The 25314-nt window shown below is 35.3% G+C and carries 20 protein-coding genes; 19 read left to right on the top strand and 1 reads right to left on the bottom strand.

The genetic code is table 11. The annotated features are described in order from the left end of the window. The first annotated feature begins 119 nt into the window (after positions 1-119). The 15 genes from ACTYA4_RS03670 (at position 120) to yunB (ending at position 19135) form a co-directional block, all read left to right on the top strand. Complete coding sequence (locus tag ACTYA4_RS03670; protein ID WP_443480247.1) at positions 120-1142, top strand: methionine ABC transporter ATP-binding protein; 1023 nt, start codon at positions 120-122, stop codon at positions 1140-1142. Further along, a complete protein-coding gene (locus tag ACTYA4_RS03665; RefSeq protein ID WP_443480246.1) occupies positions 1139-1807 on the top strand; it encodes a methionine ABC transporter permease in 669 nt (222 codons plus the stop codon). The genes ACTYA4_RS03670 and ACTYA4_RS03665 overlap by 4 nt, the downstream gene beginning before the upstream one ends. Before the next feature lie 14 nt (positions 1808-1821). Beyond that, the gene (gene metQ / locus ACTYA4_RS03660; RefSeq protein WP_443480245.1) at positions 1822-2658 is read left to right on the top strand and encodes a methionine ABC transporter substrate-binding lipoprotein MetQ; all 837 of its coding nucleotides are present in this window, start codon (positions 1822-1824) and stop codon (positions 2656-2658) included. 711 nt (positions 2659-3369) lie between these two features. Beyond that, entirely contained in the window at positions 3370-4155 is a 786-nt protein-coding gene (sufC, locus tag ACTYA4_RS03655; protein ID WP_443480244.1) for a Fe-S cluster assembly ATPase SufC, read from the top strand. A 16-nt stretch (positions 4156-4171) separates the two neighbouring features. Continuing rightward, on the top strand, positions 4172-5479 hold the full coding sequence (gene sufD / locus ACTYA4_RS03650; protein ID WP_443480243.1) for a Fe-S cluster assembly protein SufD: 1308 nt from the start codon (positions 4172-4174) through the stop codon (positions 5477-5479). Continuing rightward, entirely contained in the window at positions 5479-6708 is a 1230-nt protein-coding gene (locus tag ACTYA4_RS03645) for a cysteine desulfurase (RefSeq protein WP_443480242.1), read from the top strand. The genes sufD and ACTYA4_RS03645 overlap by 1 nt, the downstream gene beginning before the upstream one ends. Beyond that, on the top strand, positions 6698-7129 hold the full coding sequence (gene sufU / locus ACTYA4_RS03640) for a Fe-S cluster assembly sulfur transfer protein SufU (protein ID WP_443480241.1): 432 nt from the start codon (positions 6698-6700) through the stop codon (positions 7127-7129). Before ACTYA4_RS03645 ends, sufU begins: the two co-directional genes overlap by 11 nt. A 63-nt stretch (positions 7130-7192) precedes the next feature. Then, positions 7193-8590: a Fe-S cluster assembly protein SufB gene (gene sufB / locus ACTYA4_RS03635; protein WP_443480240.1), complete on the top strand. Its 1398-nt coding sequence runs from the start codon at positions 7193-7195 to the stop codon at positions 8588-8590. 586 nt (positions 8591-9176) lie between these two features. After that, positions 9177-11774 (top strand): phosphoenolpyruvate synthase, encoded by a 2598-nt coding sequence (ppsA, locus tag ACTYA4_RS03630; protein ID WP_443480239.1) that lies wholly within the window; start codon positions 9177-9179, stop codon positions 11772-11774. A gap of 366 nt (positions 11775-12140) precedes the next feature. Beyond that, positions 12141-12986 carry a DUF72 domain-containing protein gene (locus ACTYA4_RS03625; RefSeq protein WP_443480238.1) on the top strand — a complete coding sequence of 282 codons (846 nt, stop codon included), beginning with the start codon at positions 12141-12143 and terminating at the stop codon, positions 12984-12986. A 75-nt stretch (positions 12987-13061) separates the two neighbouring features. Continuing rightward, positions 13062-14414, top strand: coding sequence for a bifunctional metallophosphatase/5'-nucleotidase (locus ACTYA4_RS03620; RefSeq protein WP_443480237.1), 1353 nt, complete (start codon positions 13062-13064; stop codon positions 14412-14414). Between the two features lie 65 nt (positions 14415-14479). Beyond that, complete coding sequence (locus ACTYA4_RS03615; RefSeq protein WP_443480236.1) at positions 14480-14782, top strand: YunC family protein; 303 nt, start codon at positions 14480-14482, stop codon at positions 14780-14782. Positions 14783-15492: 710 nt separating this feature from the next. Then, positions 15493-16950: an RNA-guided endonuclease InsQ/TnpB family protein gene (locus ACTYA4_RS03610; protein WP_443480235.1), complete on the top strand. Its 1458-nt coding sequence runs from the start codon at positions 15493-15495 to the stop codon at positions 16948-16950. 201 nt (positions 16951-17151) lie between these two features. Further along, entirely contained in the window at positions 17152-18237 is a 1086-nt protein-coding gene (locus tag ACTYA4_RS03605; RefSeq protein WP_443480234.1) for an HD-GYP domain-containing protein, read from the top strand. Between the two features lie 145 nt (positions 18238-18382). After that, a complete protein-coding gene (gene yunB, locus ACTYA4_RS03600) occupies positions 18383-19135 on the top strand; it encodes a sporulation protein YunB (protein ID WP_443480233.1) in 753 nt (250 codons plus the stop codon). Positions 19136-19525: 390 nt separating this feature from the next. Here the strand turns inward: yunB and ACTYA4_RS03595 are convergent, their stop codons facing one another. After that, positions 19526-20464 carry a M23 family metallopeptidase gene (locus ACTYA4_RS03595; RefSeq protein WP_443480433.1) on the bottom strand — a complete coding sequence of 313 codons (939 nt, stop codon included), beginning with the start codon at positions 20462-20464 and terminating at the stop codon, positions 19526-19528. A gap of 805 nt (positions 20465-21269) precedes the next feature. Between ACTYA4_RS03595 and lipA the strand changes: the two genes are divergently transcribed. The 4 genes from lipA (at position 21270) to nucF (ending at position 25279) form a co-directional block, all read left to right on the top strand. Next, complete coding sequence (gene lipA / locus ACTYA4_RS03590; RefSeq protein ID WP_443480232.1) at positions 21270-22184, top strand: lipoyl synthase; 915 nt, start codon at positions 21270-21272, stop codon at positions 22182-22184. A 521-nt stretch (positions 22185-22705) separates the two neighbouring features. Beyond that, positions 22706-22984 carry a YutD family protein gene (locus ACTYA4_RS03585; protein ID WP_443480432.1) on the top strand — a complete coding sequence of 93 codons (279 nt, stop codon included), beginning with the start codon at positions 22706-22708 and terminating at the stop codon, positions 22982-22984. A gap of 195 nt (positions 22985-23179) precedes the next feature. Continuing rightward, positions 23180-24484, top strand: a complete 1305-nt coding sequence (locus tag ACTYA4_RS03580) for an EAL domain-containing protein (RefSeq protein WP_443480231.1) — start codon at positions 23180-23182, stop codon at positions 24482-24484. Between the two features lie 18 nt (positions 24485-24502). Next, on the top strand, positions 24503-25279 hold the full coding sequence (gene nucF / locus ACTYA4_RS03575) for a 5' nucleotidase NucF (RefSeq protein ID WP_443480230.1): 777 nt from the start codon (positions 24503-24505) through the stop codon (positions 25277-25279). Positions 25280-25314: the final 35 nt, after the last annotated feature.

The raw sequence follows: 25314 nt of genomic DNA, 5'->3' as shown, positions 1-25314 counted from the left end.
AAGGCTTTTTGTTGATTAAAAGAAGTATGATTCTTCTTATTCACTCAAAAGATATAGAAGAATAGTAATGTTTGTTATTTAAAGGTAGTAATGGTGGAGACAAAAGTAGGTGAAGAATATTGATTAACATAAATAGTGTAAAAAAAATCTATCCAGCAAAAAAAGGACAAGTTGTTGCAGTAGATGATGTGAATTTAAATATTTCACAAGGTGAAATATTCGGAGTAATAGGCTATAGCGGTGCAGGAAAAAGTACATTAATCCGAATGTTAAATGGATTAGAAATACCGAGCGAAGGAAGCGTTCATGTTGCAGGACATGAAGTTTCCAAAGTAAAAGGAAGCAAGCTTCGAAAAGCTCGTCAAGAAATCAGCATGATTTTTCAGCATTTTAACTTGCTGTGGTCAAGAACGGTAAAACAAAATATAAGTTTCCCTCTTGAAATAGCTGGAGTAAAAAAAGCAGCTAGAGATAAAAAGGTAGCAGAATTAATCAAATTGGTTGGACTAGAAGGAAGAGAACATGCTTATCCATCTCAATTGAGTGGGGGGCAAAAACAAAGAGTGGGCATAGCAAGAGCACTTGCAAATGATCCAAAAGTGCTGCTTTGTGATGAAGCGACCTCAGCACTGGATCCACAAACTACGGATGCCATTCTTGATTTATTAGTAGATATTAATAAGCGATTAGGACTAACCATTGTGTTAATCACGCATGAAATGCATGTTATCCGAAAAATTTGTCATCGTGTTGCCGTGATGGAAAATGGAAAAGTGGTAGAATCTGGACCTGTGATTGATGTATTTAAACATCCAGAACAAGAGATAACTAAACGGTTTGTTCAGCAGGTAATTGAACCAGAAGAAGCGAAAGACACGATTGAAAATCTTACCTCCAGATATACATCCGGTAAAGTTGTTATTTTAGGTTTTGTTGGCGAAAATGCAGAGCAGCCTGTTATAACGAAGCTGATCCGTTCATTTGATATAACGGTAAATATCATTCAAGGAAAAATCAGCCCAACGCAAAATGGCTCTTATGGAACGTTATACATTCATATAGATGGAGAAAAAGAAGAGACAGAAAAAGCACTTCAATTTCTTCATTCACAGGACATTAGCGTGGAGGTGATACAGCTATGATGACACGTTTTTTTCCAAATGTGGAATGGGACAAGATGTGGTTAGCAACAAAGGAAACGTTGTATATGACTGGCTTTTCCATCGTTGTAACGTTTATTTTAGGCATCTTGTTAGGAATTACACTGTTTTTAACAGCAAAAGGAAATATGTGGGCTAATCCTTTTATAAATAAAATTATTAGTGCAGTTGTTAATATTTTTCGCTCTATTCCGTTCATTATATTGATTGTACTATTAATTCCATTAACCGTGTTTTTAGTAGGAAGCATGATTGGGGCAACAGCTGCGTTGCCAGCACTTATCATTGGAGCTGCTCCGTTTTATGCAAGATTAGTGGAAATAGGATTAAGAGAAGTAGATAAAGGCGTTATTGAAGCAGCGAAATCAATGGGGGCAAAACCATTCACTATTATCTTTAAAGTACTATTGCCTGAATCCATGCCTGCATTAGTTTCAGGGATTACAGTAACAACGATTGCTTTAGTGGGTTCCACTGCAATGGCAGGAGTAATTGGTGCCGGCGGATTAGGTAATTTGGCTTATTTGGAAGGATTTCAACGCAACCGTGCTGACGTAACATTAATGGCAACGATTATTATCCTTATTATTGTGTTTATTATCCAATTTATTGGAGATTATATAACATCAAAATTAGACAAAAGATAAAGGAGAATTACAGTATGAAAAAATTATTATCCTTATTATTAGCGTTCACATTTGTGTTTGTTCTAGCAGCTTGTGGAACATCCAAAGATGGAGAAAATGCATCAAATGGTGAAGAAAATGAAAAATTAGTAGTAGGTGCATCTAATGTTCCTCATGCTGAAATTTTAGAAAAAGCAAAACCGATCTTAGCAAAAAAAGGCATTGATTTAGAAATTAAAAAATTCCAAGATTATGTATTGCCAAATAAAACGTTAGCATCAAAAGAATTAGATGCAAACTTTTTCCAACATATTCCGTATTTAGAATTGCAAATTAAAGAAAATGGCTATGATTTTGTTAATGCTGGAGCAGTTCATATTGAACCAATGGCAGTATATTCTAAGAAATATAAAAGCTTAGATGAATTGCCAAAAGGCGCTACCGTTATTTTCAGTAATTCTGTTGCAGAACATGGCCGTGTTCTTTCATTATTAGAAAAAGGCGGACTTATTAAATTAAAAGATGGTATTAATAAAGTAAATGCAACAGTAAAAGATATTGTGAACAATCCAAAAAACATTAAATTTAAACCTGATTATGAGCCAGCATTATTACCACAGATCTTTAATAATAAAGAAGGCGATGCAGTAGTAATTAATGCCAACTATGCGTTGGATGCTGGTCTAAATCCTGTAAAAGATTCTATTGAAATAGAAGGAAGCGAATCTCCTTATGCAAACATTATTACAGTGCGCAAAGAAGATGAAAATAAAGAATCAATTAAAACTTTAGTAGAAGTATTACAGTCTAAAGAAATTCAAGATTTCATTAAAACAGAATACAAAGGTGCCGTACTGCCGGTATCTAAATAATTTAAAAGAAACCTGTTTAACATTGGACAGGTTTCTTTTGTATCTGTGCATAAGGAAGACTCTGGCCGTTTTTAAAATAAATATTGTATTATTTATTTTTTGAAAGAATTTATGAAACAAGGTGTTTCTAAACAGAGAATAATGGGAATAACAGGTGGTGTTATAACTTCAAGTAATCATAGAGGGGAATTTTTGTAATTTATTTTATTATATTTTGGAAAAAAGTAAATTATAGTAAGGAAGCGGTTGTATTCTGAACAAAAAGAACCGTTAATCATAAGAATATAATAAGAATATTCAGTTAATTTTGAAGGTTTTTCGAACAAATGAAGAAAATTACAACAAACGCATAAAAATAAGGTACTATAAGAATGAGATACTTTAATCCTTTGGCTCAGTTAAACGATCATGTTGTTTATAGGAAGGGAATCTGCGAGACTCCTGCAGAAAAACGGGCTGGCAAGACCCCGCAGTGAGGAACGAGCGAGGAGGCTTGAAAGAATGTCCGCGGAAAGGGAGTGGATTTCCTGACCTTTTGAAAATCAACAATGGAATTCAACAGAGCCTAATCTTTAAAAGAAAATTCAATCTATATTCCTATAGGTTGCGATGAGTTTTTATTTGTTATAATATAATAATGAGAATAAATTGATAATGAAGTTTCAGCAATTTAATGAACTAAACTTCTTTTATTATGGGGGTATAAAAATAATGGGTCAATCAAAATTAGTTATTAACGATTTGCATGTTGCAATTGAAGAAAAAGAAATTGTTAAAGGTCTTAATCTTGAAATTAAGGGAGGAGAAATTCACGCAATCATGGGTCCAAACGGAACAGGAAAGTCTACACTTTCTTCCGCTATTATGGGCCATCCGAAATATGAAATAACAAGTGGTTCTGTAACACTTGATGAGGAAGATGTATTAGAAATGGAAGTGGATGAGCGCGCTCGTGCAGGTCTTTTCCTAGCAATGCAATATCCAAGTGAAATAAGCGGAGTTACAAATGCTGACTTTCTTCGTTCGGCAATTAACAGCCGTCTAGAAGAAGGAAACGAAATTTCATTAATGAAATTCATTCGTAAAATGGACAGCAATATGGAGTTCCTTGAAATGGATCCAAATATGGCACAAAGATATTTAAATGAAGGTTTTTCTGGTGGAGAGAAAAAACGCAATGAAATTCTTCAATTAATGATGCTTGAGCCTAAAATCGCTATCCTTGATGAAATTGATTCAGGATTAGACATCGATGCATTAAAAGTAGTTTCTAAAGGAATTAATGAAATGCGTGGAGAAAACTTCGGCTGCTTAATTATTACGCATTATCAAAGATTGTTAGATTACATTACTCCTGATTTTGTCCATGTTATGATGCAAGGTCGTATTGTTAAATCAGGTGGACCAGAACTTGCACAACGTCTAGAAGCAGAGGGCTATGATTGGATTAAGCAAGAGCTTGGCATTGAAGACGAAACAGTTGAACAAGAAGCGTAAGTTTAGGGGGATCGACATGACAACTGAAATTAAATTACCATTTGACCAGGAATATATAACAGCCTTTTCAAAAGATATGGGCGAACCTGCTTGGTTAACGGAATTGCGTGTACAAGCATTTAATAATGCAGAGAACCTTCCAATGCCAAGTCCAGATAAGACCAAAATTACAAATTGGAATTTAACACAAATAGATAAACATATTGTAAGCAGCGAAGATTTCACAAATGTAAGTGAATTTCCAGATGAAGTGAAAGCACTTATTGATTTAGAAAAAAACAGAACATTATATATTCAACGCAATAATCGCCCAACTTTTTTAGCAGTATCAAATGAGTTAAAAGAAAAAGGGGTTATTTTTACCGATATCTTTACTGCGGCGAGAGAATACAGTGATCTTTTACAAAAATATTTTATGAAAGATGCTGTCAAAGTTGATGAGCACCGTTTAACGGCATTGCATGCTGCTTTGCTTAATGGTGGTGTATTCTTATATGTACCAAAAAATGTGGAATTAGAAGAACCAATTCAAGCTATTTTCTTACATGATGATAAAGAAGCTAATTTATTTAATCACGTGTTGGTAGTTGCTGAAGATAATAGCTCTGTTGTGTATGTTGAAAACTATGTATCAACAGTGGAGCCGGAAAATGCTGTCTTTAATATTGTTACAGAAGTAGTTGCAAATGCAAATGCTAAAGTGCAATATGGTGCAGTTGACAATTTGGCTAAAGGCATTACAACATATGTAAACCGCCGTGGTGTTGCAAATCGTGATGCGAAGATAGAATGGGCATTAGGATTTATGAATGATGGCAATACTATTTCTGAAAATGTAACAAACCTAATCGGCGATGGCTCCTTAGGTGATACAAAATCAGTTGTAGTCGGAAGAGGAGAACAAAAACAAAACTTTACTACAAGTGTTGTGCATTTCGGCAAAAACTCCGAAGGATACATTTTAAAACATGGCGTTATGAAGGATAGTGCTTCATCCATTTTTAATGGAATCGGAAAGATTGAACACGGTGCAACAAAGTCGAATGCTGAACAAGAATCACGTGTGTTAATGTTAAGTGAAAAAGCAAGAGGCGACGCAAACCCAATCTTGCTAATAGATGAAGATGATGTAACAGCAGGTCATGCTGCATCTGTTGGAAGAGTAGACCCGTTGCAGTTGTATTATTTAATGAGCCGTGGTATTCCAAAACATGAAGCAGAAAGATTAGTTATTCATGGTTTCTTGGCACCCGTTGTAGAACAACTTCCAATTGAGGGAGTTAAAAAGCAATTAGTTGAAATAATTGAAAGGAAAGTAAAATAATGAATATCCAGGATATTCGTCAATACTTTCCCATTTTAAATCAAGAAGTCAATGGCCATCCTTTAGTTTATCTTGATAGTGCAGCAACCTCTCAAAAGCCAGTTCAGGTAATAGAGGCTGTTAATAAATATTATCGAGAGTATAATTCAAACGTGCACCGCGGTGTTCATACATTAGGAACGAAGGCAACAGACGGATACGAAGGTGCAAGAGAAAAAGTAAAAAACTTTATAAATGCTAAATCAGTAGAAGAAATTATTTTTACAAGAGGAACCACAACTGCTTTAAATACAGTTGCACAAAGCTACGCTATGGCAAATCTAAAAGAGGGGGATGAAATTATCATTACCCCAATGGAGCATCATAGCAATATTATTCCGTGGCAGCAAGTAGCTAAGAGAACAGGCGCTACTTTAAAGTATTTTCCATTGCAAAAAGATGGTACACTCTCTTTAGCAGATGTTGAAGAAACAATAACAAATGCTACTAAACTTGTATCTGTTACTTATGTTTCCAACGTATTAGGCGTAATAAATCCAGTCAAGGAAATTGCTGCTATTGCCCATAAATATGGGGCAGTACTAGTTGTGGATGCTGCGCAAGGAGCTCCGCATATGAAGATTGATGTTCAAGACATTGATTGTGATTTTCTTGGTTTTTCCGGACACAAAATGTGTGGACCAACTGGAATTGGAGCATTATATGGGAAGAAACAATTGTTAGAAAAGATGGAACCTATTGAATTCGGTGGAGAAATGATTGATTTTGTTGGGTTATATGAATCAACATGGAAAGAGCTACCATGGAAATTCGAAGGGGGAACACCTATTATTGCAGGAGCAATAGGATTAGGTGCGGCGATTGATTTTCTTCAAGAGGTTGGTTTAGATGCTATTATTGAACATGAACATAAATTAGCAGCTTATGCAATGGAGAAAATGTCTACAATTAATGGATTAACCATTTACGGACCGAATAATGCTCAGAATCGTGCAGGGGTTATTACGTTTAATATTGAAGATGTACATCCACATGATGTAGCAACTGTATTAGATGCAGAAGGAATTGCTGTACGTGCAGGACATCACTGTGCTCAGCCATTAATGAAATGGCTTAATGTTTCTGCAACGGCAAGAGCAAGTTTCTACCTCTATAATTCTGAAGACGAAATTGATAAACTTGTTGAAGGAATTAGTAAAACAAAGGAGTATTTTAGCGATGTCTTTTAATAATTTAGATACACTTTACAGAAGTGTTATCATGGATCATTATAAAAATCCTCGTAATAAAGGGGTTTTAGAAGGCAGTCTAACTGTTAATATGAATAATCCAACATGTGGCGATCGCATCTTACTAACAATGCAGGTAGAAGATGGAGTAGTAAAAGACGCAAAATTTGAAGGCGAAGGCTGCTCCATCAGCATGTCGTCTGCTTCCATGATGACGCAAGCAATTAAAGGAAAACCAGTAGAGGAAGCATTTAAGCTTTCTAAAATCTTTTCAGATATGATGCAAGGAAAAGAATATAGTGATGATATAGATTTAGGAGATATTGAAGCACTTCAAGGTGTTTGTAAATTTCCAGCTAGGATAAAGTGCGCAACTTTAGCATGGAAGGCAATGGAAAAAGGATTTAACGAAGGAATTTAACTAAGTTAGAATCGTTTCTATTGGTGGAAATAAGAAAATGTGCATAGAATGGAGGAAAAAGAAATGGCAAAAAAAATGCCCGATATTGGGGATTATAAGTATGGATTTTCGGATAAAGACGTTTCTATCTTTCGTTCTAAACGTGGTTTAACGAAAGAAATTGTAGAAGAAATTTCTAAATTGAAGGATGAGCCACAATGGATGTTGGATTATCGTTTGAAATCGCTTGAGCACTTCTACAATATGCCAATGCCACAATGGGGCGGCGATTTAGCTTCTTTAAACTTTGATGAAATTACGTATTATGTAAAACCATCTGAAAAAACGGAGCGTTCATGGGATGAAGTTCCGGAAGAAATTAAACAAACATTTGATAAGCTAGGAATTCCAGAAGCAGAACAAAAATATTTGGCTGGAGTATCCGCTCAATACGAATCAGAAGTGGTTTACCATAATATGCAAGAAGATTTAGAAGCAATGGGTATTGTATTTAAAGATACAGATTCAGCATTAAAGGAAAATGAAGATATTTTCCGTGAGCATTGGGCAACAGTTATTCCAGCAACAGACAATAAGTTTGCAGCGTTAAATTCAGCTGTATGGTCTGGTGGATCGTTTATTTATGTACCAAAGGGTGTAAAAGTAGACACACCACTTCAAGCATACTTCCGTATTAACTCTGAGAATATGGGACAATTTGAACGTACATTAATCATTGTAGATGAAGGAGCACATGTTCATTATGTAGAAGGGTGTACAGCACCAGTTTATACTACAAACTCTCTTCATAGTGCAGTCGTTGAAATTATCATTAAAAAGGATGCTTATTGCCGCTATACAACAATCCAAAACTGGGCTAACAATGTTTACAACCTTGTAACAAAACGTGCAGTTTGTGAAGCAAACGCAACGATGGAATGGATTGACGGTAATATTGGCTCCAAATTAACGATGAAGTATCCAGCTGTTATTTTAAAAGGGGAAGGCGCAAGAGGAATGACTTTATCGATTGCCCTTGCTGGTAAAGGACAACATCAGGATGCAGGAGCAAAAATGATCCATTTAGCACCAAATACTTCTTCGACAATTGTTTCGAAATCTATTTCAAAACAAGGTGGAAAAGTAACATACCGTGGTATTGTTCATTTTGGTCGTAAAGCAGATGGAGCACGTTCTAATATTGAATGTGATACATTAATTATGGATAATAAATCTACTTCAGATACTATCCCTTATAATGAAATTTTAAACGACAATATTTCATTAGAACATGAAGCGAAAGTTTCAAAAGTGTCAGAAGAGCAGTTGTTCTACTTAATGAGTAGAGGTATTTCCGAAGAAGAAGCAACAGAAATGATTGTAATGGGATTCATTGAACCATTTACAAAAGAATTGCCAATGGAATATGCAGTAGAAATGAATCGCCTGATCAAGTTCGAAATGGAAGGTTCTATTGGATAAAACCGATTCAACCTTTGATACGACAAGGGTTGAGGCATAAATAAAATTATGAAAATTGTTGGTCGTGCCGATTTTGTAGCGATTCAGATTTTCTATCAGTGTAGGAGGCGAACTTTTGAAGTTCGTCTTCTTCTATTTTTTCAGTAATATCAAGGTAAGTATCCGCTGTTGTTTTGATGGTTTTATGACCCAAGCGATCTGATACATATTTAAGGGCTTGCACCTGATTCAAGCAGCAAACAATAGGTGCTAAAGCATAGGAGCGCTGAAAGTGATTGAATGAAATAATTGGACATTACGAGGTGAGAAAATGAACCTAATTTACAATAAAAAGATTACTGATTTGGGGATAAGATGATTACTCAGGCGTGACGTTCTAAAAAAATCTACCCACTTAGGTAGTTTTGATTAGGATTGAAGAAGAAAAACAAAGCGGCATCAGCTTACTTTATGGTAAGGTCTAGCTATTTTTTTTGAACTCTTCCTAATTTAATTATAGCATTTAAAAAATGGTTAATATAGACTTTTTATTCTCATTTACTACTGCTAAAATCAATAGAACATTAATGATTAGGAGAGATGTAGAATGAGTTCTTTGGTTCTCGGTTTTCAGGAGATAGAAAAAACACAGCATTTGCTCGTTGGCGGAAAAGGGTTAAATTTAGGGGAATTATCAAAAATTCAAGGAATACAAGTACCAGAAGGATTTTGTGTTATAACAGTGGGATATCAAAAAGCCATCGAACAAAACGAAACGTATCATGCTTTGTTGGGTCGACTAACCATGCTAAAAGTAGAAGATCGAGATCAAATTGGTGAAATCAGCAGGAAGATTCGACAAATCATTATGGAAGTAGAAATTCCTTCCGATGTTGTGAAAGCAGTTACTCACTATCTCTCCCAGTTTGGCGAGGAACATGCTTATGCAGTGCGTTCTAGTGCGACTGCTGAAGATTTACCACATGCCTCTTTTGCTGGTCAACAAGACACTTATTTAAATATCATCGGCAAAGAAGCAATCTTGCAGCATATCAGCAAATGCTGGGCTTCCCTATTTACGGATCGCGCGGTAATCTACCGTATGCAAAATGGATTTGACCACAGTCAAGTTTATTTATCCGTTATCATTCAAAGGATGGTTTTCCCACAGGCTTCAGGGATTTTATTTACTGCTGATCCGATTACTTTTAATCGCAAACTGCTATCAATCGATGCTAGTTTTGGACTTGGAGAAGCACTGGTCTCTGGCTTGGTATCTGCCGATTGCTATAAGGTTAAAGAGAATAAAATTGTCGATAAGATGATAGCAGCTAAAAAATTGGCTATTTATGGACGAAAAGAAGGCGGGACAGAGACACACGAGATCGCTCCTGATCAGCAAAAGACGCAAACACTTACTGACCCACAAATTTTACAACTGGCACGTATCGGAAGACAGATCGAAGCTTATTTTGGCTGTCCTCAAGATATCGAATGGTGTTTGGTTGATGACACCTTTTATATTGTCCAAAGCCGTCCAATCACGACTCTTTTCCCCATCCCTGAAGTGAATGATCAAGAAAACCATGTCTATGTATCTGTCGGTCATCAACAAATGATGACTGACCCCATGAAACCATTGGGATTGTCTTTTTTCCTGTTAACGACTTCTGCGCCCATGCGTAAAGCTGGTGGAAGGTTGTTTGTTGATGTCACACTTCAACTGGCTTCACCTGTCAGTAGAAACATTTTATTAAATGCTATGGGACAACACGATCCGCTCATGAAAGACGCACTTATGAACATCATTGAGCGTGGAGATTTTATAAAATCGTTACCAAATGATTCTAAAGCGCCGAGTCCCAACAGAGGCAATATAGATATGCTGGCACAAATCGAAAACAATTCATTAATCGTTTCTGATTTGATTAAGAGTAGTCAAACATCCATAGAAGAGTTAAAACAAAACATCCAAATGAAATCAGGATCGGATTTATTAGATTTTATTCTAGAAGATATTCAGGAATTAAAGAAGATTTTATTTGACCCACAAAGTTCAGCTGTATTTATGGCTGCTATAAATGCTTCAACATGGGTCAATGAAAAAATGAACGAGTGGTTAGGTGAAAAAAACGCAGCAGACACGCTTACTCAATCTGTACCAAACAATATTACTTCGGAAATGGGATTAGCACTATTGGATGTCGCAGATGTGATTCGTCCATATCCAGAAGTAATTGATTATTTACAGCATGTAAAAGATGATAACTTTATGGATGAAATGGTTAATTTTGATGGTGAACAAGAAACCAGAGACGCTTTCAATGCTTTTCTCAACAAATACGGAATGCGATGTGCTGGAGAAATCGATATTACGAAAACTCGTTGGAGTGAAAAACCAATTACACTTGTCCCCATTATTCTTGGTAACATCAAAAACTTTGAAACCAATGCCGGCAAGCGCAAATTCGAACAAGGGCGACAAGAAGCTATGGAAAAGGAACAAGAGTTATTAGACCGATTGAAGCAATTACCGGATGGTGAACAAAAGGCCAAAGAAACAAAACGAATGATTGACCAAATCCGGAATTTTAGCGGGTTTAGGGAATATCCAAAATACGGCATGATTAATCGCTATTTTGTTTATAAGAAGGCTTTACTGAAAGAAGCCGAACAACTCGTACAAGCGGGCGTTATTCGTGAAAAAGAAGATATATACTATCTCACTTTTAATGAACTTCGCGAAGTCGTACGCACAAAAAAACTTGATTGCCAGATCAGCAAGCGAAAAGACGAGTACAGATTTTATGAAAAACTAACTCCACCGCGTGTTATCACGTCTGATGGTGAAATCATTGCAGGTAAGTACAAACGAGAAAATCTCCCAGCTAAAGCTATTGTAGGTCTACCTGTTTCTTCCGGAGTTATAGAGGGGCGCGCTCGTATCATCTTAAACATGGAAGATGCTAATCTAGAAGATGGAGATATATTGGTCACATCCTTTACTGACCCTAGCTGGACACCACTTTTTGTATCCATAAAAGGCCTAGTCACCGAAGTTGGTGGACTGATGACTCATGGAGCAGTTATCGCACGCGAATATGGATTACCAGCAGTTGTCGGAGTAGAAAATGCTACCAAACTGATAAAAGATGGGCAACGAATTCACGTGCATGGAACAGAAGGGTATATCGAAATCTTGTAATTGCTGAATACGTCCAGATTTAATCATTTAATCATTAGCACCGCTTCAGTGGTTACCAGAGCGGTGTCTTACAATCTTTCCATTGGGACAAAAAGTTGAAGCCAACTTTATCGGTGGCCTTAGTAGTTATTTATATTGAATATGTTATGATAATAAATAGACATATACGTTTATTATGCATGAACGTTTAATAAAATAACTTGAAACTTAAAGCAGTAGGACACCGTTTATTAATACGAGATTATTGAAAATAAATAGGTTAAAAAAACATTGATTGAAATAAAATGATAAGAATAGATATGAAATAATCTTTACATTCTATTCTACTAATTAGTAGAAAATTGCTTTTATAGTAAAGGTGATAATATGATTAAAATTGGGTTAACTGGATGGGGAGACCATGATAGCCTTTATGGAACAGATACAACTTCTCGGAATAAACTGCAGACCTATGCAAGTTATTTTCCTATTGTTGAATTAGATGCTTCATTTTATGCTATTCAACCAATAAAAAATGCGGAAAAATGGGTGGCAGAAACGCCGGAAGCTTTTCAATTTATTGTAAAAGCCTATCAAGGATTGACTGGTCATCAAAGAGGGGAACTGCCATTCTCATCAAGAGAAGAAATGTTTACATCCTTTAAGCTATCGTTAGATCCGTTTAGAAAAGTAAATAAATTAGGGATGGTATTATTTCAATTTCCACCTTGGTTTGATTGTACGAAAACAAATGTCCACTATTTACGTATGTGCAAGGAGATAATGGGAGATATTCCGTGTGCTTTGGAATTTCGTCATCAATCTTGGTTTGAACCAAAGTTTCGTGATAAAACATTAACATTTATACAAGAGGAAAAATGGATACATAGTATTTGCGATGAACCACAAGTAAGCAAAGGATCGATCCCAACCGTTCTTGAGACTTCTAATAAGGATAATGTATTAATTCGTTTTCATGGAAGGAATCTTCATGGCTGGCAGCAAAAAAATAATCCGAAGTGGAGAGAAGTACGTTATCTATATAGATACAATCAACAAGAATTAGCAGAATGGGTTGAGCATATAAACTATTTACATACTGTTTGTAGTAATATTTTTGTACTTTTTAATAATAATTCCGGCGGAGATGCTGCAGATAATGCAAAGCAGCTTATTGACCTTTTAAAAATAGAGTATACTAATTTAGCTCCAAGGCAATTAGATTTATTTTAGATACTAACCTAAATTCCTATACAGCAGAGATATACGATATCATTTTATTCATTATCGGAAAAGGAAGGCGAAAGAATGGAAGTCATCCATATATATCACACAAATGATTTACATAGTCATTTTGAAAATTGGCCGAAAATTTTCAAGCTATTAAGAGAAAGAAAGAAATGGCATGAGGATGCTGGAGATCCAGTTTATGTTTTTGATATTGGAGATCATATGGATTTATGTCATCCTTATACAGAAGCAACCAAAGGAAAAATAAATACAGAATTATTAGAGAGGGAAAACTATACTGCTGTTACAATCGGAAATAATGAAGGCATTACATTATCTTATGAAGCACTTGATTCTCTATATAAAACTGCTTCATTTGATGTCATTCTTGCTAATTTGTATAAGGCAGATGGAGACCGGCCGGAATGGACGACTCCTTATAAAATCTATACAACAACTGCAGGCATTAAAATTGGAGTAATAGGTATTACTGCGTATTTTGATCATTTATATGAATTATTAGGCTGGAAATTAACGGATCCCTTTCATGAATTAGAAAAACAGCTTTCAGAATTAAAAGACAATGTAGATATCATTGTCGTTTTATCTCATTTAGGGATTAATGAGGATGAAGAAATGGCTGCACGCTTTCCAGAGATTGATCTTATACTAGGTGCTCATACACATCACATTCTACATCAAGGAAAGCTAATTAATAACACACTTTTAGGCGCTGCAGGGAAATTTGGATACTTTGTTGGGCATATTGTATTAACTGTAGATCCAATAAATAAAATAATCATGGATAAACAAGCAACTTTATATGAAACAAGTAAATTGGCAGCACCAAAAGATGGAGAAGTCTATATAGAAAATCTATATGAGCAAGGAAAACAGGAGCTTTCTACAGAAGTAGTTACGTTGGCGAAAAAATGGTCGAAAGAAGAAATTGCAAAATTTTTATGCAAAGAAATTCAATACTGGTGTAAGGCAGATTGTGCTATTTTAAATGAAGGATTAATATTAAATGATTTACAAGCAGGTCCAGTATCGTATTTCGATTTGCTTTCGATCTGTCCGCATCCAATTAATCCATGTAAAGTGACCTTAACTGGTGCAGAGTTAAAAGAAATTTTATTGGATTTACAGGATAATAAGTGGGAACACTTCCATTTGAAAGGTCTAGGATTTCGCGGAAAACTAATGGGAAAAATGATTTCCCATGGAATAAAATTAGAAACAAGTGGTGAACGAAATACCTATTTTTTAGAAAAGAAAGAATTGCATGCAGATGAAAAATATACGGTGGCAATACCAGATATGTTTACATTCGGAAATTTTTTTCCTGCGATTTATCGTGCAAAAGAAAAAAAATACTTCCTTCCTGAATTTATGAGAAATATCCTTGCGGAAAAACTTTCACACCACTAAGCCGATCAAATACACGGTTCGTCTTCCTTTTGAATATATTAATAGGAAAAAAGGAGTGGCGTGTAATGGTAGACGTATATCCAATCACTATTAAAGATCAACTATTTATTGCTATAAGTGTACAATTGCCAAAAACTACTTTGCTTGTAGTAAAAAATGAGAAAGGCTATATCATGTGTGGAGCATTAGATGTTGCTTTATTAAATGATAAATTAAGTGATCGAAAAATACTTGCTGGTAGAGCAGTAGGAGTAAAAACGATTGAACAATTGTTAGAAGCACCATTAGAATCTGTAACATTTGAAGCAGAAAAATATGGTATTTATAAAGGGGTGCTCGGAAAAGATGCGTTATTAAAAATGGTTTAATTGCAAGCTGCCCTGCAATAGTAATACCGTTTAAGAGCAATGATAGATTGCATAAAGATGAAAACCAGATGGTGGATAATATATTTCCTAATCTGGTTTTTTGTGTTTTAATAGGTTTTTTAATGGCTAACCTAAAAGATTATTGGTGTTCATTTTTAAAGACTGTTTTCTCAAAGTTTGTTGTTTTTTACATGAAAAATGGAAGAAGTGCTCAGTAGACGGAATACAGGTAGACCCCAATGTCATCAACTTAAGATTCCATAAATTTCAAACTGTGAAATATCATGGAATTAGATACCCTTTATGTAAAAGAAATACCTAATTTGTTTGGAGAGGCGTCCGCTCGACTCCTACGGGATTAGCGAGAAAGACGAGACCCCACAGGAGCAAAGCGACGAGGAGGCTCGGCGCTCGCCCCGTGGAAAGCGAGCGGTAAGCCTCGGAGAACAGAACGGAAACCCTTACTTCCTATTCAGTTACTTATTTTCCTTTTTTTTGAAGATTAGCTTGATGACATTGAGGTAGACCCCACAGGAGCGTATGCGATGAGGAGGCTCGACGCTCGCTAAACGGACGAAGTGTATTCAGGCTGCGGTGTAAAAGCAATATTCTATACGAAAACAGCGTCTATCATATTTGCCAAGAGTACCCCTTCTTCAAAACAAATGTTAAAATATACTTACAAACATAAGTTCGAGGAGGTGGAAAATATGAAGGAGGAAAAAGAAAAACAATACAAAACACATCAAATTTGGATTAAAAAAGGACATCGTATGTATTCTTATTTTAAAAGTTCTTGTATGAATGCAAAAAATATGTACAACACGACTAACTTTTATTATCGACAAGTGTATACAAGTTTAACTCAAAATAAAGAATTGCAACCGCTTCAAAAAGAAGTGTTAAAGTTAATTGAAAAGAATATCGGTAAAATGAATGATGTTCAAAAGGAAGCTTTCGAAAAGAAGGCTGCTAAAGAAGAAACAAAGCCAAAAGAAAAGCGAAAGAAAATAAAATGTAATCTATTTGAAGAGTTCACGAAAGAAAATCCGTATGTGGATTATCATTTTCTGGATTCTTTTTTTAAAATTGTTTCTCAACCAGACTATCGTTCTCTTCCTGTCCAATCAAGCCAAGGGATTATGAAAAATGTCTTTCAGAATTGGAAGTCTTTTTTTGCTAGTTTGAAAGAGTATAAGAAGAATCCATCAAAATTCAAAGGAAGACCGAGAATCCCTCGATACAGCCGGTGTTCGGAAAAAGAAGTCTTATTTACCAATCAAGATTGTGTCATTAAACAAAATAAGTTTTTAAAATTTCCAAAGACCAAAGAAAAATTAAATATTGGCAAGTTGGGTTATTCCAAAGGAAAATTAAAACAAGTTCGAGTCATTCCGAAATACGGTCAATATGTCGTGGAATTGGTTGTTGATGTACCTCATTCGATAGATGAATTAAAACCAAACGGTAAATATATGTCGATTGATATTGGAATTTACAATCTTGCAACCATCGTGACGAATACAGGTCAAAGACCTCTTTTAGTTAAGGGCAAACAGGTGAAATCCATCAATCAATACTACAACAAAATGAAATCTAATTACCTTGGTATCTTGAGACAAGGTAAGAAAACAAATGAAGGTCCTTTTACATCCAAAAGATTGGAAAAACTACATCAGAAAAGAAATCTTAAATTAAAGGATGTCTTTCATAAAGCAAGTTATCATATTGTGAAAGCTGCTGTAGAAGAAAATGTTTCCACTATCTTTATTGGACAAAATAAAGACTGGAAACAAGAGATAAACATCGGTAAAAGTAACAATCAATCGTTTGTTCATATTCCTCACAGTATGCTAATTAATATGATTACATATAAGGCTGCGGAATATGGAATAAAAGTGATAGTTACGGAAGAATCCTATACATCAAAAGCTAGTTTTCTAGACGGAGATGAAATTCCGACTTACGAAAAAGGAAAGAAATACTCCTTTTCCGGTAAGCGAATAAAGCGTGGATTGTATAGAACCAAGAAAAAAATTCTTCTGAATGCGGATGTAAACGGTGCAGCGAATATTATGAAAAAAGCAAGCTTAGGATTGCTTGGTGAAAAAGAATTTAAAGTGGATACGGTATGCTTTATGAATCCACGAACATTAATCGTTTCATAAAAAAAGAAGTCCCAAAGGCGTGACCAATGGGATAGAGGGGCTGGGCGTAAATAGTTCGCCAATGTGTCAGCTCCACTAGTGTTAATCGCTCCCTTCTTGGGTTCAATACATTAGAAACCCCTTCCTCAAAGCTTGCTTGGCGGGGGAGTATTCATTTAAGATATAATATACCTATATTTAAATGGAAATGGGAGTTATTTGATGAGATTAGTCGGAACGAAAAATATTGTTGACGGAGTAATATTAGCAAAGCCAATTTATAATGAAAGAGGCAAAATTTTAATTAACAGTGGCATAAAGCTTGATAATAAAATGATTAAACGATTAATGGAATTAGGAATTTCTTATTTATATATTGAAGATCCCAGAACCGATGATATTTATCCCGTACCTTGTATATCGGATGATTTAAAAAAAGAAGCCATGCAAACAATTGAAAAAAACTTTACAGACATAAAAAATAAAGCCAGTAAATCAAGATTTATTATGATGGAAAAAGCTACACCAAACTTTAAAGAACTTATATCAAGAGTACTTGAAGAACTTCGTGATCATCAAGAATTGTTTTCGATGATGTCAGATGTGTTTTTATATGATGATTATATTTTTTCTCATAGTTTAAATGTTACTGTTTATGCATTAGCAGTAGGAATAGAGTTGAAATTATCATCGAAACAATTAGAAGTGCTAGGCCTAGGGGCAATTTTGCATGATGTAGGGAAAATTAATATTCCATTAGATATCCTTTTAAAACCTGGGAAATTAACAGAACAAGAATTTGAAACAATAAAAAGCCATGCAGAAACCGGTTATCTAATGTTAAAAGATGTCCCAAATATGCCTCTTTTAGCTGCGCATTGTGCTTTTCAGCATCATGAAAGGGTTAACGGCACTGGTTATCCCCGTGGCATAAAAGGTGATGAAATTCATTTGTTTGGAAAGATATTAGCTGTTGCAGATGTTTTTGACGCGATTACTTCGAATCGTGTGTATAGACAGGCAATGCTGCCTCATGAGGCACTGGAAATATTATATAGTGGGATAAATAGGCTGTATGATACGAAAATTGTCGAAGCGTTTCGAAGAGCAATTATATTATATCCAAATGGACTCGGTGTTTCTTTAAGCAGCGGGGAAAAGGGTGTAGTATGCAGACAAAATAAAGGCTTAAATGAAAGGCCAGTTGTTCGTGTGCTGGAGAAAAATGGCGAAGAAGTTACACCGTATGAAATAGATTTAAAAGAAAGTTTATCCGTGATAATAACAGGTTGTGAATCGACTATCTAACTAGTACATAAAGTGTGCCTTCCTTCATAGTTGGGAGGTTCTTCAGTAGGAAATGGCGACATAAGCTCGGACTTTTTCGGGATAAATAAAAGCTTCTACCTGTCCTTTATTACGCATATATATGCATTAAAGGGAGGGGAAGAGTTTGCGGAAATTTTATTTTCGTCGAATGATACCTCGAAAAGGTTCATTGTCATTTCAACAAGTAGTTCTGATCACTGCTGTATTTTTTATTTTCTCTACTTTTTTTAGTATCTGGTTGATTAATAAAGGTTTAAAGCCAACATTGATTCAATATGCAGAATCACAAACAAAGAAGCTAGCATCATTAGTGATTAACGATGCATTAAAAGATGAAAAAATAGAAGAAAGTGACAACTTAAGCATAAAGGGAAATAATTTTGTTTTTAATACCGATCAAATGGTGAAAAAACAACAAAAAATTGTTAATATTGTACAGCAAAATATTATGGAAATGGAAAAAGGGAATATTTCTGAAGCTGCGCTGCTTACAGATGTACAGTTAGATAAAGAAAAAACAGCGAAACAAGAAGGAATCGTCTACAGTATACCAGTTGGTCAGGCGACTAATAATGCCTTATTAGGCAATATTGGTCCTGAGGTTCCTGTTAAATTTAATATTGTTGGAAGTGTGAAATCGGATTTAAAAACAAAAATGGAAAATGTAGGGATTAATTATGTGGTGGTAAAGGCTTATGTAGAATTAACAGTAGATATTCAAATTATCATTCCTTTTGCTACCGAAGTAACAACAGTAAAACAAGATATTTTAATTGCAATGGCTGGATTTGAAGGAGATGTACCCCAATTTTATAATGGAAGTCAAAATGGATCCGTTCCATCTGTGGAGTTGCCGAAAGATAAAGGGGAAAAATAAGGAATAAAAACGTATCAAGGACAAATCTTGGAACTTTTCTTAGGTTTTGTCCTTCATAAGCTGAATCAAGGACAAATCTTGGAACTTTTCTTAGGTTTTGTCCTTCATAAGCTGAATCAAGGACAAATCTTGGAACTTTTCCTTAGGTTTTGTCCTTCATAAGCTGAATCAAGGACAAATCTTGGAACTTTTCCTTAGGTTTTGTCCTTCATAAGCTGAATCAAGGACAAATCTTGGAACTTTTCCTTAGGTTTTGTCCTTCATAAGCCGAATCAAGGACAAATCTTGGAACTTTTCCCTAGGTTTTGTCCTTCATAAGCTGAATCAAGGACAAACCTTAGATATTTCCCCTTGATTTTGTCCTTCAAAAACCTATACCGCTTTTTTCCTTTATTTCCGTGATTTTAGCCTTTCTTGCCGTTCCCAAAGCTTTAAATGAGCATAAGGATCAAAAGACCATTCCGTGTATCCATTATCTTTATACATTCCGTAATGCAAATGGGGAGGGAATTTTCCAGATGTTCCAGGGGGGCCATATCCTGAACTTCCTACACCACCAATTAACATGCCAGGCTCGACAATTTTGCCGACTTTTAAATCTTTTGAAAAGCCGCTTAAATGGGCAAAGTAGTGGTAATTATTATTGATATCACGGATCCCAATACGCCATCCCCCATATCTATTCCAGCCTTTCATTTCTATAATTCCATAAGAAGTTGCTCTTACTGGAACACTGTAGCCGGCAAAGATATCGGTTCCTTCATGTATTCGTCTTCCACCCCATCCTCTAGCATCTCCCCATGTACTGCGATAACTATAGTCACTTCTTAAAGGAAGTGGGAAGGCATGAGCATCAAGGCTCAATCTGCCAAAATGTTTATAAATAGCTGCTTTTCCCATAATAATACTTACCGTTTTATCTCGTTTATAGTAATCCCAGAGACCGATTTTAAAATTTTCCTCGTCTACTCCATATTGAAGAATATAATGAGTAAATGCGTAAAGTACATCTTCATCATTTTTGTACTCTGCTTTGCCATCCCCATCGCCATCTAACCCATACCCACCAAAAAGCTCAATTGTAATCGGATTAGTATCCTCCACATTAGGATTAATAAGTCCTGCCCATTTTTCTTTAGAAAAATAAATTCCCGTTAATCCTTCTGCTTTTGGAAGGTCTCTTCTCGCAAAACGAATATTTCTTTCATATTGATCAACAGCTGCAATATAGTACCATGGAAGTTGAGAAACTCCCTCTATTTTTTTATATAATTCCATTCTCTTTTTATAGATATTTTCTTCGGTATTTTCTGCTGCAAACGCACGTATATTTGTTGCAGTTAATACAAATAACAATGCAAATACAATAATTCTACGCAAATGAAACCATCCCTTCTAAAGCCTTGGTATGCTTATTTTGTGAAAAAAAGGATGATTCATTAGTATCAATAAATGGTAAATAAGAAAAGCGGAAGCGACTTGAACAGCCCCGAAGAAAAATGTTCCCTTGTCTCAAAAAGTGTATTTTACTTTTAGAGACAAGAGGTTATTTTTCACAGGGGCTAGGCGCTGGAGCTAGACAATAAGAAAAGCGGAAGCAACTTGATCAGTCCTGAGAAAAATGTTCATTTGCTTCAAAAAATGCTCTTTACTTTTGGTTGTTTTCGTATAGAGTGTTGCTTTTAAACGCGCAGACTGAATACACTTCGCTTTCCGTGGGCGAGCGTCGAGCCTCCTCGTCGCGTACGCTCCTGTGGGGTCTCGTCTTTCTCGCATTCCCACAGGAGTCTACGTGTATTCAGTCTGCTGAGGACTTCTTCTCCCATTTTTTACATAAAAAATAACAAATTTGAGAAAACACCCTTACTTTTAGAGGCAATTGGTTATTTTTCATAAGGGCTAGTCGCTGGAGCTAGACAAAGAAAAGCGCAAGCTACTTGAACAGTCCTGAAGCTAGACAGTTATAAATTCTTGTTTTTAGAAAAGTCTTCAACTTGTAGCAAACAGTTCATTATGTTAAAGTGACAAAAGAAGAGTATAGATTATAATCCTTTGTATATTATACATGTTCTAAATTATTATTGTGTTATAGTATAGTGGTTGATTTTTAATTTGAGCTAGGAGATGATTTTGTATGTCAGATAAAAAACAGGAATACATACGTAAACCTGAATGGTTAAAAATAAAATTGAATACAAATGAAAACTATACAGGTTTAAAAAAAATGATGAAGGAAAAAAAGCTTCATACAGTATGTGAAGAAGCAAGATGTCCTAATATTCATGAATGCTGGGCTGTAAGAAGAACGGCGACTTTTATGATACTTGGAGATATATGTACTAGAGCATGCCGATTCTGTGCAGTAAAAACAGGATTACCGACAGAACTTGACTGGCAAGAACCAGAACGAGTAGCTGATTCAGTATTTAGCATGAACTTAAAGCATGCCGTTATTACAGCAGTTGCAAGAGATGATTTAAAAGATGGCGGTGCGGCTGTTTTTGCAGAGACAGTTCGAGCAATTCGCAGAAAAAGTCCATTTACAAGTATCGAAGTATTGCCTTCAGACATGGGTGGAATCGAAGAAAATTTACGGACGTTAATGGATGCGAAACCAGATATTCTTAACCATAATATCGAAACCGTAGAACGATTAACGCCAAGAGTTCGCGCTAGAGCAAAATACGACAGATCATTAGAATTTTTAAGAAGAGCAAAAGAAATGTATCCTTCTATTCCTACGAAATCCAGTTTAATGATTGGTTTAGGGGAAACAAAAGAAGAAATTATTGCAACAATGGATGATTTAAGAAAAAATAATGTGGATATTATGACCATTGGACAATACTTACAACCAACTAAAAAACATTTAAAGGTTCAAAAGTATTATCATCCAGATGAATTTAAAGAGTTAAAAGAAATAGCTTTAAGCAAAGGATTCAGCCACTGTGAGGCGGGACCATTGGTACGATCTTCTTATCATGCAGATGAACAAGTAGATGCAGCGAAAAAAAATCAAATGAGCGAAAAACAGGCAAAGGAAGCATAAATGATGGAGAAGTAGCTGGTGCTATTTCTCCAATTTTTTTCAATAGGGAATAAAAAATTTACAATCTTTAGACAATCTGTTGAAAATGGAGAATAAATCAATGTTTTACCATAATCATATCTATGTAAACAGGCTTTAACAGGTTATAATGAAAAGGAATAGAATCGTAAAGGAAGTTTGTTTTCACATAAATTCATGTTCAAAAGTGAACTAATTAGAAGCTTTAATTTGGAGCCTTTTGAACATCCTCTATAAGTAAGGCTGTTTTCTTAAAGTTTGTTGTTTTTACATAAAACATTTGTAAAAACGTTTCTTAGCAGCTTGCATACACGTAGACTCCTGTGGGAATGCGAGTAAGACGAGATCCCACAGGAGCGTATGCGACGAGGAGGCTCGACGCTCGCCCGCGGAAAGCGGAGTGTATGCAGGCTGCGCGTATAAAAGCAACAATCTATACAAAAACATCCATAAGTAAAGAATACATAAAATATACATATTTATACAATTGGGAGGTGGTTTATTTGGTTTGCATCAATAATTTTTGTTATGAGCTTGTTGAAGAAAGAAAAGCTGGTTTTAATGAAGAAGCTTTTAAAAATAGATACAGCGACATCTTAACGAAATATGACTATATAGTAGGAGATTGGGGTTATGGTCAATTACGGCTTAGAGGTTTTTTTGAAGATCAAAATCAAAAGTCGAGCTTTGATACTAAAATAAGCACACTTACGGAATATTTATACGAATATTGTAATTTTGGTTGTGCTTATTTTGTTGTAAAAAAAGTCAAAAAAAGCTGATCTAAACGTTTGTCTATTGGAGCAGGCAACATTGCGAGAGGATAATTTTCCATAAAAGGGTAATGGTGCTGCTTCAGCAAGTGAAGGAACGTAGCGAACGATTGTCGACAGCTTGAAAGGAAGACAACAGGATGAAGTTACACATGAAAAATATCAACCTTATCGTGATTTTGGCTTGCTGAGGGGAATGGAGTTATGGTGAATTATTATATTAAAAAAACAACAACATTAACGGATTGGGGAAAAGTGTTTTTTTCCACAGCTTCTCTAAAGTATTACCCGCCAAAATTTGTTTTAAGAGATCCAATAAAACAAGGGGTAAGTAAGGCTTTTAAAAATGGATATGAAGTGGCTGTTATTGTTTATCATATTGAAAATATTCATGAAATTCATCAGCAATTAGAACCTAGTCCCTATCAACAATATATAAAAACCTTAAAAATTGCCTTTTTAAATGCCGTAAAAACAAGACAGCATGCAGAAAATATCCTTTCCATACATGATTATGATCAAAATAGTGTTACTTTGTTTGTACGTATGGACCGTACATTGGACTGTGTTGCTGAAATTGAAGCCACCATCAAATCAATTTTACATAATGTGCAAGTATATATGAGCGATAAAGGAGCAGATGTGCAGTTAATCTTTAATACAGGCTTTATGTTTTTGGAGAAAAAATACATCTCCATCCAAGAATCCATTTATCAAGCTCACCAACAAGCGGTAATAATGGCAATGAAACAAAAAGAATCCGAATTCAACAAAATGGTCTATGCATTAAGTAATATTGTAGAAAAGAAAGATATACGTTTATTAGCTCAGCCCATTTTGGATGTAGAAACAAATGAGGTACGAGCTTGTGAGATGCTGACTAGAGGTCCTATAGGAACTCCATTAGAAAGTCCATTGAATTTATTTTCATTTGCCAGGCAAACGAAATTTTTATATGACTTAGAAATGATTGTTTTAGAAAAGACGTTAGAGCAAATAAAACGAACGAAATGGCAGCAAGATATATTTATCAATTTTACACCATTGACTATTGGTAATCCGTGTTTTGTAAAAGATTTAAAAGGATTAATGAAAAAATATAAAGATATTGCATCTAATAAATTGATTATAGAAGTGACAGAAAGAGATTCTTTTGAAGGATTAGAATATTTTATTTACAATTTAAAAATTCTCCGAACATTAGGGTTTCGCATCGCTGTAGATGATACTGGGGCAGGATATGCGAGCTTAAATTCCATTAGTGAAATCATGCCGGATATTATTAAGATTGATCGTTCTGTTATTCAAGATATTGATAAAAACTCTGTAAAAGAGTCTATGTTAAAGGGGCTTTTATTAATAGCAAAAGAAGTAGGCAGTATTGTAGTTGCAGAAGGAATTGAAAGTGCTGAGGAGGCTTCTGTTCTTTCACGCAATAAAGTAGATCTTGCACAAGGATATTTTTATGCGAGACCAACTAGTTTAAGTAATAACCTGCAAGCTTTATAAATAGGAGGAGTTACTAGCATGAAAAAGTATAAAGGGTATTTAATTGATCTAGATGGCACCATGTACAGAGGAACAGAAGTCATTCAAGAAGCTGCTGAGTTTGTAAAAAGGCTAATAGCAGAAAATATTCCTTATTTATATGTAACGAATAATTCCACAAAAACCTCGGAGCAAGTTGCACGCAAGCTAAGAGACTTTCAAATCCCAGCGAAAAAAGAAGATGTGTTTACCTCGGCGATGGCTGCCGCCAAATATATTAGTTCAGAAAAAGCGCAAGCAAACGTATTTATGATTGGAGAAGATGGATTAAAAAATGCTTTAAAGGATCAAAAACTTGTTTTATCTGATGAAGTAGACAAAGTGGACTATGTAGTAGTCGGTATGGATCAACAAATAAATTATGAAAAATTAACGCTTGCCTGTTTAGCAGTGCGTCAAGGTGCCTCTTATATTATTACAAATGGAGATACTGCTTTGCCGACAGAAAGAGGATTGTTGCCAGGAAATGGTGCATTGTCTTCCGTTATCACTGTCTCTACTCAAACAGAACCACTTGTAATTGGGAAACCAGAATCTATTATTGTCGATCAGGCAATTAGTATTTTAGGGGTGGCAAAAGAAGAAGTGGCAATGGTTGGCGACAACTACCACACGGACATATTGGCAGGAATTCAGGCTAATATTGATACTATATTAGTACATACTGGCGTAACAACAAAAGAACACCTAGTAGCAATTGAGCAAAAGCCTACCTTTACTGTAGATAGCTTAAGTGAGTGGGAGTTAATAAAATAAGCGTTTTTTCCTTATAGTGGGGTAATCTACAAATA

It is taken from the genome of Niallia yueguangensis, assembly GCF_052663115.1.
The sequence above is the reverse complement of the archived record's forward strand: the minus strand, read 5'-3'. Positions and strand labels throughout refer to the sequence as shown.

Bases quoted from the DNA above. Each gene is read 5' to 3' on its own strand.
- ACTYA4_RS03665 (WP_443480246.1), top strand. From the start codon at position 1,139: ATGATGACACGTTTTTTTCCAAATGTGGAATGGGACAAGATGTGGTTA.
- metQ (WP_443480245.1), top strand. From the start codon at position 1,822: ATGAAAAAATTATTATCCTTATTATTAGCGTTCACATTTGTGTTTGTT.
- sufC (WP_443480244.1), top strand. From the start codon at position 3,370: ATGGGTCAATCAAAATTAGTTATTAACGATTTGCATGTTGCAATTGAA.
- sufD (WP_443480243.1), top strand. From the start codon at position 4,172: ATGACAACTGAAATTAAATTACCATTTGACCAGGAATATATAACAGCC.
- ACTYA4_RS03645 (WP_443480242.1), top strand. From the start codon at position 5,479: ATGAATATCCAGGATATTCGTCAATACTTTCCCATTTTAAATCAAGAA.
- sufU (WP_443480241.1), top strand. From the start codon at position 6,698: ATGTCTTTTAATAATTTAGATACACTTTACAGAAGTGTTATCATGGAT.
- sufB (WP_443480240.1), top strand. From the start codon at position 7,193: ATGGCAAAAAAAATGCCCGATATTGGGGATTATAAGTATGGATTTTCG.
- ppsA (WP_443480239.1), top strand. From the start codon at position 9,177: ATGAGTTCTTTGGTTCTCGGTTTTCAGGAGATAGAAAAAACACAGCAT.
- ACTYA4_RS03625 (WP_443480238.1), top strand. From the start codon at position 12,141: ATGATTAAAATTGGGTTAACTGGATGGGGAGACCATGATAGCCTTTAT.
- ACTYA4_RS03620 (WP_443480237.1), top strand. From the start codon at position 13,062: ATGGAAGTCATCCATATATATCACACAAATGATTTACATAGTCATTTT.
- ACTYA4_RS03615 (WP_443480236.1), top strand. From the start codon at position 14,480: ATGGTAGACGTATATCCAATCACTATTAAAGATCAACTATTTATTGCT.
- ACTYA4_RS03610 (WP_443480235.1), top strand. From the start codon at position 15,493: ATGAAGGAGGAAAAAGAAAAACAATACAAAACACATCAAATTTGGATT.
- ACTYA4_RS03605 (WP_443480234.1), top strand. From the start codon at position 17,152: ATGAGATTAGTCGGAACGAAAAATATTGTTGACGGAGTAATATTAGCA.
- lipA (WP_443480232.1), top strand. From the start codon at position 21,270: ATGTCAGATAAAAAACAGGAATACATACGTAAACCTGAATGGTTAAAA.
- ACTYA4_RS03580 (WP_443480231.1), top strand. From the start codon at position 23,180: ATGGTGAATTATTATATTAAAAAAACAACAACATTAACGGATTGGGGA.
- nucF (WP_443480230.1), top strand. From the start codon at position 24,503: ATGAAAAAGTATAAAGGGTATTTAATTGATCTAGATGGCACCATGTAC.